Consider the following 14,978-nt stretch of genomic DNA (forward strand, 5'->3'; position numbering starts at 1 on the left):
ACTACTCCTCCACCCTCTATCTGCCGCAGACGGATTTTCCGATGCGCGCTGGCCTGCCGCAGAAGGAACCGGAAACGGTGAAGCGCTGGCAGGAGATGGGCCTCTACAAGCGCCTGCGCGCCTCCGCCGCCGGCCGCGAAAAATTCGTGCTGCATGACGGCCCGCCCTATGCCAACGGCAACATCCATATCGGCCATGCACTGAACAAGATCCTGAAGGACGTCATCACCCGCTCTTTCCAGATGCGCGGCTACGACGCCAATTACGTTCCGGGCTGGGATTGCCACGGCCTTCCGATCGAATGGAAGATCGAGGAAGCCTATCGCGCCAGGGGCAAGAACAAGGACGAAGTTCCGGTCAACGAATTCCGCAAGGAATGCCGTGACTTCGCGGCCGGCTGGATCAAGGTCCAGTCGGAAGAGTTCAAGCGTCTCGGCATCGAGGGCGACTTCGAAAATCCCTACACGACGATGAACTTCCACGCCGAAGCCCGCATCGCCGGCGAACTCCTGAAGATCGCCCGCACCGGCCAGCTCTATCGCGGCTCGAAGCCCATCATGTGGTCGGTGGTCGAACGCACGGCGCTGGCGGAAGCCGAAGTCGAATATGCCGATGTCGAGAGCGACATGATCTGGGTGAAGTTCCCGGTTGTCAGTGTTGCAAGACCCAAACAGGCTGAGGTTCATGGAATATCCGCAGAAGAAATGGCGGGGCGTCTAGCTGCCACTCTCACTTGGCCAAATGAAAAAGTTTCTATCGTCATCTGGACGACCACGCCGTGGACCATCCCCGGCAACCGCGCCATCGCGTTTTCGTCGCGGGTCGAATATGGCCTCTACGAAGTCGAAAGCGCGCAGAACGATTTCGGTCCGCAGCCGGGCGAAAAGCTGATCTTCGCCAAGAAGCTCGCCGATGAGGCCGCAGCCAAGGCAAAGCTGACCTTCAAACTCGTTCGCGACGTGAAAACCGAAGAACTGGCCGCCATCATCTGCGCCCATCCTTTGGCGTCGCTTGGCTATGATTTCCCGGTTCCACTTCTCGAAGGCGATCACGTCACCGACGATGCCGGTACGGGCTTCGTGCACACCGCGCCGAGCCACGGCCGCGAGGACTTTGACGTCTGGACCGCGCATCAGCGTGAGCTGGAAGCGCGTGGCGTTTCGTCGGCCATCCCGTTCCCGGTCGGCGATGACGGTTTCTACACCGAAGACGCCCCCGGTTTCGGCCCGTCCGCCGAAGGCGGCGCTGCCCGCGTCATGGACGATAACGGCAAGAAGGGCGATGCCAATGACCGCGTCCTCAAGGCGCTGATCGCGGAAAACAACCTGTTTGCCCGCGGCCGCCTGAAGCACAGCTATCCGCATAGCTGGCGCTCCAAGAAGCCGGTCATCTTCCGCAACACGCCGCAATGGTTCGTCTATATGGACAAGGAACTGGGCGATGGCACGACGCTGCGTTCGCGCTCGCTGAGCGCTATCGACGACACCCGCTTCGTTCCGGCTTCTGGCCAGAACCGCCTGCGCGCCATGATCGAAGGCCGGCCCGACTGGGTCCTGTCGCGCCAGCGCAGCTGGGGCGTGCCGATCGCCGTCTTCGCCGATGAGAAGGGTGAAGTTCTGATCGATGAGGCCGTCAACGCCCGCATCCTCGAGGCCTTCGAGGCCGAAGGTGCGGATGCCTGGTTCGCCGAAGGCGCCAAGGAACGTTTCCTCGGCAATGACCACGACCATGCCCGTTGGCAGCAGGTCATGGACATTCTCGACGTCTGGTTCGACAGCGGCTGCACCCACACCTTCACGCTGGAAGACCGCCCGGACATGAAGTGGCCGGCGGATGTCTATCTGGAAGGTTCCGACCAGCATCGCGGCTGGTTCCACTCGTCGCTGCTCGAAAGCTGCGCGACGCGCGGTCGTGCGCCCTATAACGCCGTTGTCACCCATGGTTTCACCATGGATGAGAAGGGCGAGAAGATGTCCAAGTCCAAGGGCAACGTGGTTTCTCCCCAGGAAGTCATGAAGGACGCCGGCGCGGATATCCTGCGCCTGTGGGTCATGACCACGGATTATTGGGAAGACCAGCGCCTCGGCAAGGCCATCATCCAGACCAATGTCGATGCCTATCGCAAGCTGCGCAACACCATCCGCTGGATGCTCGGCACGCTCGCCCATTACAAGGGTGAGGAGATCGCCTATGACGATCTGCCGGAGCTGGAAAAACTGGTGCTGCACCGCCTGTCCGATCTGGATAAGGTCGTGCGCGAAGGTTATGACGGCTTCGAGTTCAAGAAGATCGCCCGCGCGCTGGTGGATTTCGCCAATGTCGAGCTTTCGGCCTTCTATTTCGATATCCGCAAGGACACGCTTTATTGCGACGCGCCGTCGTCGCTGAAGCGCCGGGCGGCCCTGTCGGTCATCGCCAAACTGTTCGATTGCCTTGTCTCGTGGCTCGCGCCCATGCTGCCCTTCACCACCGAAGAGGCGTGGCTTTCGCGCTACCCGGATGCGGAATCGGTGCATCTCGTCCAGTTCCCGGAAATCCCGGCCGAGTGGAAGAACGATGCGCTGGAAGCGAAGTGGGAAAAAATCCGCAAGGTCCGCACGGTCGTCACCGGCGCGCTGGAAGTGGAACGCCGTGAAAAGCGTATCGGCTCCTCGCTGGAAGCTGCCCCTGTCGTGCACATCGCCGACGCCGATCTTCTGGCGGCGCTGAAGGGGCAGGATTTCGCCGAAATCTGCATCACCTCGGCCATCTCGGTAGTTGGGGATGAAGGCCCGGCCGATGGCTTCCGCCTGCCGGAAGTGGCAAAGGTCGTGGTCGAGCAGAAGCTGGCGGAAGGCGCAAAATGCGCCCGTTCCTGGCGCATCACCACCGATGTCGGTTCCGATCCGGCCTATCCGGAGGTTTCCGCCCGCGATGCGGCCGCGCTGCGAGAGCTCGCAGCCCTCGGATGATCCGAAGCTGCGCATCGTTCCTGTCGAAACCCGATTCCGGGTTTCGGGCCGATGTGCGATGAAAATGACCGGATGAATTGCGCTTTGCCTCTTCATCCGGTACACCTGCCTGAAAATGGCCGGATTTGCACGGCAATGCGGGCTGCCGCCTGCCGAAAGACGATGTCTGGCGAAGTGGGACGGACGGCTGGAAGGGTTTCAATGAAGACGATGCAGGGTAATGCGCAGGGTTTGGGCATGTTTCGCACGGTTGTTGGCGTCACGACGATAGGCGTGCTGCTGGGCGCCTGCACGAGCCCGACCTACGGTACGGGCAAGACGGCGGCGGAACAGCTTGTCGACGATCTCGGCAACGCGACCTCGATCACCGGCAACGATCAGGAAAAGCGCAACCTGAAATACAGCCCGCGCCCCGGCCTCGTCGTTCCCGCCCAGGCCCGTGCCGAACAGCTGGCAGAGCCGCAGCAGAACATGGCAAGCCGCGAAAACAATCCGCAATGGGTCGAATCGCCGGAAGAAACCCGCGAACGCCTGCGCGAAGAGGCGGATGCCAACAAGAACAACCCGCATTATCGTTCGCCGCTGCTCGCCGGCAACGGCACCGCCGGCCAGATGACCGAAACCCAGAAATGGGAAGCCTTCCGCAAGGCCAAGGCCGATGCCCAGGGCGGCTCCGTCGTCAACGCCCAGCGCAAGTTCCTCACCGATCCGCCGGCTGAATATCGCAGCGTCCCGCAGGATCAGCTGACCGATCTCGGCGAACCGGAGCAGAAGAAGGAAAAGCGCCGCAAGAAAGAAGCGGCCGTGGCAAACACCGGCAAGAGCTGGTGGAACCCCTTCCAGTAATAACGAATGGCTGACGGCCTGCGGGAAAGCTTGCGTCTCCCGCCGGTCGCTCAATCGTCGAGACGTTTCTCGCGAAAAAATTGCCGCAGGATTTCCGCACTTTCGCTTTCCGCCAGTCCCGAATAGACATCCGGCGCATGGTGGCATGTCGGCTGGCTGAAGAAACGCACGCCACTCTCCACTGCGCCGCCCTTCGGGTCTCGCGCGCCATAATAGAGCCGGCGGATACGGGCGAATGAAATCGCCGCAGCGCACATGGTGCAGGGCTCCAGTGTCACATAGAGATCGGCGCCGGGCAGGCGTTCCTGCTCCAGCGCTTCGCAGGCCATGCGGATCACGGCGATTTCGGCGTGAGCCGTCACATCGTTCAATTCACGGGTGCGGTTGCCGGAACGGGCGATGACGCGGCCGTCCATAACCAGTACAGCGCCGATCGGAACCTCCTGCCGCTCAGCCGCGGCACGGGCTTCCGAAAGCGCCAGTTCCATGAAATGCGTCCTTTCGGCCATTGCGTTTCAATTTCCTCTTAACCCTTGTGCTTGGACCTGATAGGACAGCCCAAACAACAGGCAAACAGCAAATGACTTTTAAAGACAAGCCGAAGCGTGACGGCGGCAAGACATTTAGCCGCGACAGGAAGCCGAAAGGCCCCGGCAAGCCCGCCGCAGAGCGCGAAAAGAAACCGACCGAGGCAAAGGTCGCCCCGGTGCCGGAAACCGTTGGCGCTTCCAAGCCCGAGCGCATTTCCAAGATCATGGCGCGCGCCGGTGTGGCCTCGCGCCGCGATGTCGAGCGCATGATCATGGAAGGCCGCGTGTCGCTGAACGGCGTCAAGCTGGATACGCCGGTGGTCAACGCCACGCTGTCCGACAAGATCGAAGTGGACGGCATGCCGATTCGCGGTGCCGAGCGCACGCGACTGTGGCTCTACCACAAGCCCGCCGGTCTGGTGACGACCAATTCCGACCCGGAAGGCCGTCCGACCGTTTTCGACAATCTGCCGGGTGAACTGCCGCGCGTTCTGTCCATCGGCCGTCTCGATATCAATACCGAAGGCCTGCTGCTGCTCACCAACGATGGCGGTCTTTCCCGCGTGCTGGAACTGCCGACCACCGGCTGGCTGCGCCGTTACCGCGTGCGCGCCCATGGCGAGGTCGATCAGGCCGCGCTCGACAAGCTGAAGGAAGGCATTGCCGTCGACGGCGTGCTCTACGGTGCAATCGATGCCACGCTCGACCGCACCCAGGGCCACAATGTCTGGATCAGCATGGGTCTGCGTGAAGGCAAGAACCGCGAGATCAAGAACGTGCTCGGCGCGCTCGGTCTCGAGGTCAACCGCCTGATCCGCGTTTCCTACGGTCCGTTCCAGCTCGGCGATCTCGCTGAAGGCAAGGTGCTGGAAGTGCGCGGCCGCATGCTGCGCGACCAGCTCGGCCCGCGTCTGATCGAACAGGCCGGCGCCAATTTCGACGCGCCGATCTACAATGCGCCCGTTGAGGATGAAGAAGACGACACGCCGAAGCGGCCCGTAAAATCCGAATGGGCGAAGAGCGATGCGCCGGAAGGCAAGCCGCGCTTCGAAAAGAGCGGCAAGCCGGAAGACCGCCGCGAAAAGGCGCTCGGCCGTCTCGACACCAAGCGCGGCGACAAGCCGGCCGGCAAGTTCGGCTCCAAGCCCGCCGGGAAATTTGGCGCCAAGGGCCGCAGCGAGGATGAAGGCGACGACCGCCGCCCACGCCAGGCCGCCGGCACCAGCCGCACGGCCAATGTCTGGATGGCGCCCGGTGCAAGGCCCACCCGTGACGGCAAGGAACGCAAGTCCTCCGCCCGCGCGGAAGCCGAAAACCTCTTCAAAAAGCCTTCCGCCCAGGACGAAGCGCGGCGCAACGTCGTCCGGCATGCGGATGCCGAGGGCGAGTGGATCCGTTCGGATTCCCCCCGCGAAGAAGAAGGTGGTCGCGGACGCGGCGACCGCCCGCGTGGCGAAAAGAGCTTCGGTGATCGTGGTGGACGCGGTGGAAAGCCGTTCGGCGACCGGCCATTCCGCGACAAGCCGCGTGAAGAAGGTGATCGCCCGCGTGGCGACCGTCCGCGCGGTGAAAAGAGCTTCGGTGACCGCCCGGCACGCGGCGGCAAACCTTTCGGCGACCGGCCGTTCCGTGACAAGCCGCGCGAAGAGGGTGACCGCCCACGTGGCGAAAAACCTTTCGGTGATCGTCCGTTCCGCGACAGGCCCCGTGAAGACGGTGACCGCCCACGCGGCGAGCGCCCGGCGGGAGACAAGCCCCGTGGCGGCAAGCCGGCCGGTAAACCCGGATTCGGCAAGCCATCTTTCGGAAAATCGGGCGAGCGTGGTGAACGTTCGGGTTTCTCGGGCAAGAGCAAAGGCCCCGGTGGTCCCGGCGGCGGCAAGCCGGGCGGCAAAGGCCCGGGTGGCAAACCTTCTGGAGGCAGGGGAATGACACGTAATGCGGATCGTAGGCGGTGAGTTCCGCGGCCGGAGTCTGGCCGCGCCGAAATCGAATTCCATTCGTCCGACCATCGACAGGACGCGGGAAAGCCTCTTCAATATTCTGAGCCATGCCTATCCGGAAAGTCTGGATGGCACGCGCGTTCTGGACGTTTTCGCCGGAACCGGTGCGGTCGGTCTGGAGGCGCTTTCGCGCGGCTGTCGCGTGGCGCTCTTCGTCGAAAACGGCGTGGAGGGCAGGGGGCTGCTCTGGGAAAATATCGATGCGCTGGGTCTGCATGGCCGCGCCCGTATCCTGCGGCGTGACGCCACCAAGCTCGGCGGCGTCAACAATATCGAGCCCTTCGATCTTCTCTTCGCCGATCCGCCCTATGGCTATGGCCATGGCGAGAAGGCTTTCGCGGCCGCCCATGGCGGCGGCTGGCTGAACCCCGGCGCGCTTGCCATTCTCGAAGAGCGCGGCGATGTGACGGTCAAGGTCGATCCGGTTTTCAAACCGCTCGAAAGCCGCATCTTCGGCGATACGAAAATGCATTTCTACCGTTACGAGCCCTAAAGCATTTCCAGCAAAAGTGGAGCCCGGTTTTCCGTCCGGAAATGCGACATAACAAAGAGTTAGAGTGTTTTCGCGATTCGAAGAAAAGCGAAAATGCTCTAACAGCAGCGTTTCCCGTCACGCCACGGTCTTGTCTTGTTTGCGCAATAGGCAGAGTCTTTGCCGTGGAAAGAATTTGGGTATTCGCATGGAGCAGGGTGTAAACGAGAGCATAACGATCGTCCGCGCCGGGGAAGAGGTTCTCGAAGGTGACGGCGCGGGCGGCCATGAGCCGACTTTCGGACTGGCGCTCGGCGGCGGCGGCGCACGCGGCATCTGCCACATCAACGTCATCGAGGCGCTGGACGAACTCGGCATCCGGCCCGTGGCGATTTCCGGTTCGTCCATCGGCTCCATCATCGGCGCGGGCAGGGCGGCCGGCATGACCGGCCGGGAAATCCGTGAATACACGCTTGAACTGATGGGACGAAAAGGCTCGGTCGCCAACCGGCTCTGGAGCCTCGGCCCGGCATCGATGCGCCATGCGGTGGACGGTTTTCGCCTTGGGCAGTTCAACCTCGAACTCATCCTGCACGCCCTGATGCCGCAGGCTCTGCCGAAGGATTTTTCCGAGCTTGCCATTCCGCTCAAAGTGATAGCCACGGATTATTACGCCCAGACCGAAGTGGTGGTGGAACGCGGCGAGATCATCCAGGCGCTGGCCGCATCTGCCGCCATTCCCGCATTGTTCATGCCGGTGCGTATAGATGGCCGCATCATGATCGACGGCGGCATTTTTAATCCGGTGCCCTATGAGCATCTGCTGGACCGCGCCGATATCGTCATCGGCGTCGATGTCGTCGGCGGCCCGGAAGGCGACGGAACCACCATGCCGAACCGGCTGGACAGCCTGTTCGGCGCCAGCCAGCTGATGATGCAGGCGGCGATTGCCCTGAAACTGCGGCTACGCCCGCCGCATATTTTCCTGCGCCCGCCCGTGCACCGTTTCGGTGTGCTGGATTTCCTGAAGTCCGAAGAGGTGCTGAACGCATCGGCCGGCATCAAGGACGATCTGAAACGGCAGATCGACATGCAGGTGGAACTGTTTCACCGCGGGCAGGGTGTGGAGGCGTGACAAGTGAGGCGAGTTTTCTTCTCCCCGAGGGGGAGAAGGTGGCCCGAAGGGCCGGATGAGGGGGTACCCTCTCCGAATATCGCTACCCTTGCCCCCTCATCCGCTGCCACGGACTTCTCCCCGGCGGGGAGAAGAAACAAGTGGCGCTCGCCCAGTCACTAAGTTGAACTCAATTCACAGCGAAACTTCCGTCTCGCTGTCCTCCGCATCCTCTTCTTCTTCCCACTTTTCCGCCTTGGTCTTCGGCTTCATCAGCGGTTCGGGCTTCACCTCGCGCACCGGCTTGTTGTGCAGCATCTGCCGGCCGGCGGCGAGGCCTTCCACGGCCTGTAGCTGAAGCCGCTCCTCGTCGCGTTCGCGAATGTCGTCGGCAATCGCCAGCGCCCTTTCGCCGTCCATATCCAGCCCCTCCAGAATGCGCCTGCCGAACAGGAGGCCCGATTCCAGCGTCTCGCGGATTTCATATTCCACGCCCTTTTTCCTGAGGTCGAGGGAATGCACGCGGTCATAGGAGCGGGCATAGATGCGCACGCTCGGAAATTCCGACTGGATCATATCGATGATACGGTCGGTCACCTCCTTCTTGTGGGTGCAGACCGCAACGAGATCGGCCCGCTCGATGCCGGCGGCGATCAGCACGTCCTTGCGGGTGCCATCGCCGAAAAAGATGCGGAAGCCGAAACGGGCGGCCTGGCGCACGCGGTCGGCCGAGCTGTCGATGACGGTTACGTCGCGCCCGCCGGCGAGCAGGATCTGCGAGGCGATCTGGCCGAAGCGGGAAAAACCGATCATCAGCACATCCGCGCCCGCGCCGTCGAAATCCTCTTCCAGCTTGTCCTCGTCCGCATCCTCCGCCGTCAGCCGGCGTGAAATAACCGCCAGAAGCGGCGTCAGCGCCATGGAAAGCGTGACGACGGCAACGAGGATCGAGGCCGTCGCCTGCGGAAACAGCCCGGAGGCGGCAGCCGTAGTGAAGAGCACGAAGCCGAATTCCCCGCCCTGCGCCAGAAGCAGCGCGATGCGGCTCGATGCATAACGCGACGAGCCGGCGATGCGGCAAAGGCCATAGATCAGGGCTGCCTTCACCGCCATCATCGCCGGTACGGCGATCAGGATGAGCAAAATATGCTCATAGACGATATGGATATGCAGCGACATGCCGACCGCCATGAAGAATAGCGCCAGAAACAGGCCGCGAAACGGCTCGATATCGGCTTCCAGCTCATGCCGGTAGGAGGATTCCGACAGCATCAGCCCCGCCAGCAGCGCGCCCATGCCCATCGACAAGCCCACCGCCTCCATGATGGCGGCGGCGCCGATGACGACGAAGAGGGCGGCGGCGATCATCACTTCCCTCGCACCGGTGCGGGCGATGATCTGGAACATCGGCGTCAGAAGATAACGCCCGGCCAGCACCATGCCCGCCACCGCAAGGACGGAGGCGATGAGATCGGACACCATCGAATCCGTCGGCACATCCGGCCGGTTGGAAAGAATAGTGACGAGGGCAAGAAGCGGCACGATGGCGAGGTCCTGAAACAGCAGGATGGAGAAGGAGCGATTGCCGTGCCGCGTATTCATGTCGCCGTCATCGGCAAGGATTTGCAGCGCAAAGGCGGTGGAGGAAAGCGCAAGGCCGAAACCGGCGACGAGGCTGCCGCGCCAGTCGATCAGCCCTGCCCACCAGGCAATGGCCGCCAGCACGCTGCCCGTCACCAGCACCTGCGCCATTCCCAGCCCTAAAATATCGCGCCGCATCTGCCAGATGCGCGACGGCTTCAGTTCCAGCCCGATGATGAAGAGCAGGAAAACCACGCCCAGTTCCGAGACGTTGAAAATGTCCTTCGCATCCGTGACCAGATGCAGGAACGGCCCGATGATGATGCCCGCCACCAGATAACCGAGCACGGTGCCAAGCCCGAGCTTGCGGAAAACCGAGGCCGCGATGACCGCGCCGGCCAGAAGCAGCAGGGGTTCGGAAAAGAGAGCGTCGTGCTCGGTCATGCGGGCGGACTTTCGAATAGGGTGGCGACAATACCGTCCGAATGGAGAAAGCGGCGTTTCGCCCTTGATGCGGGGTTGCTGGCACAATAAATGGAACAGGAATGAAAGGCCAACTCATGTCCTCAGAAATAGATTCTTCCAAACTTCTCGATCGCGCCAGCCAGCTTGTCGATCTTGCCCGCGCCGCCGGTGCGGATGAGGCGGATGCCGTTGTCGTCCGCTCCCGCTCGCAATCGGTCGGCGTGCGGCTCGGCAAGGTGGAAAGCACCGAATCCTCCGAAAGCGACGATTTTTCCCTGCGCGTCTTCGTTGGCCGACGGGTGGCGAGCGTTTCGGCCAATCCGGGCTTCGACCTGAAGACCTTGGCGGAGCGGGCCGTGGCCATGGCGAAGGTTTCGCCGGAAGACCCCTTTGCCTGCCTTGCGGACAAGGAACGGTTGGCCACTTCCTATGACGATCTTCAGCTTTTCGATGCGACGGAAGTGTCGGCGGATCAGCTGCGTGAGGCAGCCCTTGCTTCGGAAGAGGCGGCGCTGGCCGTCAAGGGCGTCAGCAATTCCTCGGGCGCCGGTGCATCGAGCGGCATGGGCGGCCTCGTTCTCGCCACCTCGCACGGTTTTTCCGGCAGCTATATGGGCAGCCGCTTCAGCCGTTCCGTCAGCGTCATTGCCGGCGAAGGCACGAAGATGGAGCGCGACTACGATTTCGACAGCCGCCTTTATTATGCCGATCTCGATGCCGCCGAAGAAATCGGCCGCCGCGCCGGTGAAAAAGTGGTGCGCCGTGTCGGCCCGCGTCAGGTCGATACCGGCAGCAACATCACTGTGGTTTTCGATCCGCGCATCGCCCGCGGTTTCGTCGGTGCGATTGCCGGCGCCATCAACGGCGCGTCCGTTGCCCGCAAGACCAGCTTCCTGCGCGATAAGATGGGCCAGCAGGTTCTGAAAAAGGGTCTTTATCTTACCGACGATCCGCAGATCGTGCGCGGCCCGTCCTCGCGTCCCTTCGATGGCGAGGGCGTGCGCGGCGAGAAGATGACGATGATCGAGGACGGTGTTCTCAAGCACTGGTTCCTGTCCACTTCGGCCGCGCGGGAACTCGGCCTTGAAACCAACGGTCGCGGCGTGCGCGGCGGCACGGCGGTTTCGCCGGCCTCCACCAATCTGGCGCTGGAGCCGGGGGATCTCTCGCCGGATGACCTGCTGAGACAGGTCGGAACCGGCTTTTACGTCACCGAGCTGATCGGCCACGGCGCCAATATGATCACGGGTGAATATAGCTGCGGGGCGAGCGGTTTCTGGATCGAGAACGGCGAAAAGACCTTTGCGGTTTCCGAGGTCACCATCGCCTCGAACCTGAAGGACATGTTCATGCGGGTCACGCCGGCTAACGATATCGACCGCAAATACGGCGTCGCCGCCCCGACGCTCGCCATCGAAGGCATGACGATCGCGGGCAAGTGAGACGGCCTGCGGGTTGTTTTCGCCGGCACTTTGTGTGCAAGTGCGAAGAGAAAAACGGGCGCGCCGTTTGAGGCGCGCGGAAAAGACGGCAAAATGAACGATATGGCTGAGGCCCGCTGGGCCTCCGATCTGAGGCTGGTCCTCGAAGCCGCCCGCAAGGCGGGCGAGACGGCCCTCGGTTTCTTCCGCAAGGATCCCGAGGTCTGGTGGAAGAATGGCGGGCTTTCGCCGGTCAGTGCGGCCGACTACGCCGCCAATGAAATCCTCGAAACCATCCTGCGCTCTGCCCGGCCGGATTACGGCTGGCTTTCCGAAGAGACGGATGACGATACGGACAGGCTTTCCCGTTCCACCGTCTTCGTCGTCGACCCCATCGATGGCACCCGCGCCTTCATCGGCGGCCGGGACACCTGGTGCGTCAGCGTTGCGGTGGTGCATGAGGGGCGGCCGGTGGTCGCGGCCCTTGTCGCCCCGGCGCTTGCCGAGGAGTTCACGGCATTTGAAGGCGGCGAAGCGCTGAAAAACGGGGCGCCCGTTTTTGCCGCGCGCGAAAACGCCGGTATCTTCCATCTGGCGGCGCCCGAAGACGTGATCGCGCATCTGCCGGAAGAGGTGCGGGGCGGCGTCAAGCGCATTCCGCACGTGCCCTCGCTCGCCTACCGGCTGGCCATGGTGGCGGATGGCCGTATCGACGGAACGCTGGTCAAGGCGAACTCGCACGAGTGGGATCTCGCCGCCGCCGACCTCATTCTGGAGAAGGCCGGCGGCCGGCTGGTCGGGCTGGATGGAAAACCTCTGATGTATAATCGCCGGCAGGTGAACCACCCCGCATTGTGCGCCGCAGCAGATTATGCGCTGCCTGCACTTTTGAAAGCGTTTTCACATCTGTCTGACAGTTGACGTTTGCCGGGAAATCCCGCAGATGAATGCCTCTCTCAGAGTTTAAGAAAGAGACAAAGACATGACGGAATCTGGCAAACAGAAACAGCTGCTGCACCTCGTATTCGGCGGCGAACTGGAAAACCTTCAGGATGTTCAGTTCCGGGATTTGAAGGCGCTCGATATCGTCGGTATCTATCCGGACTATGCTTCCGCGCTCACCGCATGGAAGTCCAAGGCGCAGATGACTGTCGATAACGCTCATATGCGTTATTTTATCGTGCATATGCATCGTCTTCTCAATCCGGACGACAAAATTTGAGTCCTTTTGCCCTTGCGTTGTAATACTATTGGGTGAAAGCGAGTTTTCCCGTGATTCCTGCGCGAGCGGCGCAGGCCGGGAATACCGGGGCGAGAAAATGTGATCGCGCTTTCGTTTCCGATGACAAAAAATGACGCAATTTGAGAAGAAGTAGGCGGCGATAACAACAAGAACAGGGGAAGGGCATTGCGCGGAATGATCAAGGGCAGAATGTCATGAGCAGCCGTATCGCACGTTTCGCTCTTTCCGGTTACCGCATTGCCGGTATCGCCGCTTACCCGTTCGCGAAACCCTATCTTTCCTATCGGGCGGCGAAGGGCAAGGAAGACAAGCGCCGTCGGCTCGAACGCTTCGGTTATGCGAGCGCCGAGCGTCCGCGCGGGCCGCTGGTCTGGTTCCATGCTGCAAGCGTGGGCGAAACGCTGGCGCTTATTCCGCTGATCCGCGAAATTCGCAAGCGCGACATCTTCGTGCTTTTGACCACCGGCACCGTCACGTCGGCCGAACTGACCCGCACGCGGCTCGGCGACGATGTGATCCACCAATATGTGCCGCTCGATATCAAGATCGCGGTCAACCGTTTCCTGACCTACTGGGCGCCGGATGCCGCCATCACCGCTGAATCGGAAATCTGGCCGGTGACGATGATGGAGCTGGAACGCCGGCACATTCCGCAAATCCGGGTCAATGCGCGCCTCTCCGACCGTTCCTTCGACCGCTGGAAAGCCCGGCATGACATTGCTGAATCGCTGTTTTCCAAGCTGGCGCTGGTAGTTGCGCAGTCCGATCTCGATGCCGAACGCTTCCGCGATCTCGGCTCCTGGCCGGTGGTGATTTCAGGCAACCTCAAGGGTGACACCGACCCGCCGCCCTGCGACGAGGCGCTGCTGGAGAGCTATCGCGAGCAGGTCGGCAATCGCAAGACATGGGCCGCCATCTCCACTTTCGACGGCGAAGAGAAGGCTGCCGCCACCGTGCATGCGGCGATCAAGTCGCGCAATGGGCAACTGACCATCATCGTGCCGCGCCATCCTGAGCGCGGCGACGATGTCGAGGCGATGCTGAAGGGCATGAATCTTTCGGTCGCCCGCCGCAGCCGCAATGACGTGATCACCCCGGAAACCGATATTTTCCTCGGCGATTCCATCGGCGAAATGGGGCTTTACCTGCGCCTGACCGAGCTTGCCTTCGTCGGCCGCTCCTTGACTGCCGAGGGCGGGCAGAACCCGCTGGAGCCGGCGATGCTCGGCTGCGCCGTCCTGTCTGGCGCGCATGTGCAGAATTTCCGCGAGGCCTATCAGAAACTGATCCGCGCCGGCGGCGGTCGCATCATCCGCGATGTGGAGATGCTGGCCAAGGCGGTGCACTATCTGCTGGTCAACGACAATGAGCGTTACAAGATGATCGATGCGGGCAACCGGGTCATCCAGGATATGCGCGGCGCGCTGTCCTCCACCGTCAAGGCGCTGGAACCCTATATCAATCCGCTCACCGTTTCCGCTAAGCTGCAACCGCGGAGCGCCATCGGTTCATGGTAGCGGATATCGAACTCAACGCGGCGCAATCGATCGCCGCAGTCCTTTTCGACAAGGACGGCACGCTTCTGGGCTATGACGCCAGCTGGGGTCCGGTGAACCGCGAACTTGCGGCGATTGCCGCCAAGGGCGATCCCGTTCTTGCCGACCGGCTTCTTTCCGCCTGCGGCATGGACCCCGTTACCGGTCATGTCGTACCGGACAGCCTTCTGGCCGCCGGCAATACGGCGGAAATCGCCGCTGGTCTGGTTGCCGCCGGTTCGCCCTGCGATGTCGGGGAGCTGACGGCGCGCCTCGACCGGTTGTTCACCGAGGCGGCGGATAAATCCGTACCCGTCACCGATCTCAAGGCGTTTTTCGCAAGGTTGAAGGCGCGCGGCTACAAGCTCGGCATCGCCTCCAGCGACAATGAAAACTCCATCCGCCAGACGGCCATCCGCTTCGGTTTCGAAAAGGATGTCGATTTTGTCGCGGGATATGACAGCGGTTACGGCACCAAGCCGCAGCCCGGCATGGTTCTCGGTTTCTGCGAGGCGATAGGCTTTCCGCCGGAACGCGTGGCGGTGGTCGGCGACAATAATCACGATCTGCACATGGCGAAGAATGCCGGTGCCGGTTTGCGCATCGCCGTTTTGACCGGAACAGGCTCGCGCGAAAGTCTCGGCGCTGACGCCGATTATTGTTTCGACGACATTACCGCGCTTGAAGCGCTTTTACCGGAACGGGCTCTCTGAACCCGGTGGAATTTCCGCCGGGCCGGGTGCGGCTCCATCAAACCCGTTTATTCCATTTTTGCAATTTACGGTTTTTTCTGGCAAACAACCTCCTGACATGTGAC

12 protein-coding genes are annotated in these 14,978 nt (G+C 62.1%); 10 read left to right on the top strand and 2 right to left on the bottom strand.

The features are described from left to right. Nucleotides 1-95 precede the first annotated feature (95 nt). Complete coding sequence (gene ileS / locus L904_RS03275; protein ID WP_371259814.1) at nt 96-2,951, top strand: isoleucine--tRNA ligase; 2,856 nt, start codon at nt 96-98, stop codon at nt 2,949-2,951. 201 nt (nt 2,952-3,152) lie between these two features. Continuing rightward, nucleotides 3,153-3,797 carry a hypothetical protein gene (locus tag L904_RS03280; RefSeq protein WP_035261000.1) on the top strand — a complete coding sequence of 215 codons (645 nt, stop codon included), beginning with the start codon at nt 3,153-3,155 and terminating at the stop codon, nt 3,795-3,797. A gap of 50 nt (nt 3,798-3,847) precedes the next feature. Here the strand turns inward: L904_RS03280 and L904_RS03285 are convergent, their stop codons facing one another. Next, nucleotides 3,848-4,306, bottom strand: coding sequence for a nucleoside deaminase (locus tag L904_RS03285; RefSeq protein WP_020811783.1), 459 nt, complete (start codon nt 4,304-4,306; stop codon nt 3,848-3,850). A gap of 71 nt (nt 4,307-4,377) precedes the next feature. Here L904_RS03285 and L904_RS03290 point away from each other — a divergent pair, with 71 nt between their 5' ends. The 3 genes from L904_RS03290 to L904_RS03300 all read left to right on the top strand — a co-directional run bounded on the left by L904_RS03290 (nt 4,378) and on the right by L904_RS03300 (nt 7,937). Next, nucleotides 4,378-6,285, top strand: a complete 1,908-nt coding sequence (locus tag L904_RS03290; protein ID WP_035259741.1) for a pseudouridine synthase — start codon at nt 4,378-4,380, stop codon at nt 6,283-6,285. After that, nucleotides 6,266-6,823, top strand: coding sequence for a 16S rRNA (guanine(966)-N(2))-methyltransferase RsmD (gene rsmD / locus L904_RS03295; RefSeq protein WP_035259743.1), 558 nt, complete (start codon nt 6,266-6,268; stop codon nt 6,821-6,823). The genes L904_RS03290 and rsmD overlap by 20 nt, the downstream gene beginning before the upstream one ends. 187 nt (nt 6,824-7,010) lie before the next feature. Beyond that, on the top strand, nt 7,011-7,937 hold the full coding sequence (locus L904_RS03300; protein ID WP_020809543.1) for a patatin-like phospholipase family protein: 927 nt from the start codon (nt 7,011-7,013) through the stop codon (nt 7,935-7,937). A gap of 174 nt (nt 7,938-8,111) precedes the next feature. Here the strand turns inward: L904_RS03300 and L904_RS03305 are convergent, their stop codons facing one another. Next, a complete protein-coding gene (locus L904_RS03305; protein ID WP_020809542.1) occupies nt 8,112-9,941 on the bottom strand; it encodes a monovalent cation:proton antiporter-2 (CPA2) family protein in 1,830 nt (609 codons plus the stop codon). 116 nt (nt 9,942-10,057) lie between these two features. On the opposite strand from L904_RS03305, the gene L904_RS03310 reads away from it, so the two are divergent. From L904_RS03310 to L904_RS03330, 5 genes are all read left to right on the top strand, one after another. Continuing rightward, nucleotides 10,058-11,404, top strand: coding sequence for a TldD/PmbA family protein (locus L904_RS03310; RefSeq protein ID WP_031233645.1), 1,347 nt, complete (start codon nt 10,058-10,060; stop codon nt 11,402-11,404). A 93-nt stretch (nt 11,405-11,497) separates the two neighbouring features. Continuing rightward, nucleotides 11,498-12,304, top strand: coding sequence for a 3'(2'),5'-bisphosphate nucleotidase CysQ (locus L904_RS03315; protein ID WP_020809540.1), 807 nt, complete (start codon nt 11,498-11,500; stop codon nt 12,302-12,304). A gap of 61 nt (nt 12,305-12,365) precedes the next feature. Next, nucleotides 12,366-12,605, top strand: coding sequence for a DUF4170 domain-containing protein (locus L904_RS03320; protein WP_003521023.1), 240 nt, complete (start codon nt 12,366-12,368; stop codon nt 12,603-12,605). Nucleotides 12,606-12,820: 215 nt separating this feature from the next. Beyond that, nucleotides 12,821-14,143, top strand: a complete 1,323-nt coding sequence (gene waaA / locus L904_RS03325) for a lipid IV(A) 3-deoxy-D-manno-octulosonic acid transferase (protein ID WP_020809539.1) — start codon at nt 12,821-12,823, stop codon at nt 14,141-14,143. Beyond that, on the top strand, nt 14,137-14,874 hold the full coding sequence (locus L904_RS03330) for an HAD family hydrolase (RefSeq protein ID WP_020809538.1): 738 nt from the start codon (nt 14,137-14,139) through the stop codon (nt 14,872-14,874). The genes waaA and L904_RS03330 overlap by 7 nt, the downstream gene beginning before the upstream one ends. The last annotated feature ends 104 nt before the right edge of the window (nt 14,875-14,978 follow it).

This window comes from Agrobacterium sp. LY4 (assembly GCF_001526585.1).
Taxonomy (GTDB): Bacteria; Pseudomonadota; Alphaproteobacteria; order Rhizobiales; family Rhizobiaceae; genus Agrobacterium; species Agrobacterium leguminum.

Excerpts from the sequence above, each read along its gene's own strand:
- ileS (WP_371259814.1), top strand. The coding sequence starts at position 96 with ATGGGCCTCTACAAGCGCCTGCGCGCCTCCGCCGCCGGCCGCGAAAAA.
- L904_RS03280 (WP_035261000.1), top strand. The coding sequence starts at position 3,153 with ATGAAGACGATGCAGGGTAATGCGCAGGGTTTGGGCATGTTTCGCACG.
- L904_RS03285 (WP_020811783.1), bottom strand. The coding sequence starts at position 4,306 with ATGGCCGAAAGGACGCATTTCATGGAACTGGCGCTTTCGGAAGCCCGT.
- L904_RS03290 (WP_035259741.1), top strand. The coding sequence starts at position 4,378 with ATGACTTTTAAAGACAAGCCGAAGCGTGACGGCGGCAAGACATTTAGC.
- rsmD (WP_035259743.1), top strand. The coding sequence starts at position 6,266 with ATGCGGATCGTAGGCGGTGAGTTCCGCGGCCGGAGTCTGGCCGCGCCG.
- L904_RS03300 (WP_020809543.1), top strand. The coding sequence starts at position 7,011 with ATGGAGCAGGGTGTAAACGAGAGCATAACGATCGTCCGCGCCGGGGAA.
- L904_RS03305 (WP_020809542.1), bottom strand. The coding sequence starts at position 9,941 with ATGACCGAGCACGACGCTCTCTTTTCCGAACCCCTGCTGCTTCTGGCC.
- L904_RS03310 (WP_031233645.1), top strand. The coding sequence starts at position 10,058 with ATGTCCTCAGAAATAGATTCTTCCAAACTTCTCGATCGCGCCAGCCAG.
- L904_RS03315 (WP_020809540.1), top strand. The coding sequence starts at position 11,498 with ATGAACGATATGGCTGAGGCCCGCTGGGCCTCCGATCTGAGGCTGGTC.
- L904_RS03320 (WP_003521023.1), top strand. The coding sequence starts at position 12,366 with ATGACGGAATCTGGCAAACAGAAACAGCTGCTGCACCTCGTATTCGGC.
- waaA (WP_020809539.1), top strand. The coding sequence starts at position 12,821 with ATGAGCAGCCGTATCGCACGTTTCGCTCTTTCCGGTTACCGCATTGCC.
- L904_RS03330 (WP_020809538.1), top strand. The coding sequence starts at position 14,137 with ATGGTAGCGGATATCGAACTCAACGCGGCGCAATCGATCGCCGCAGTC.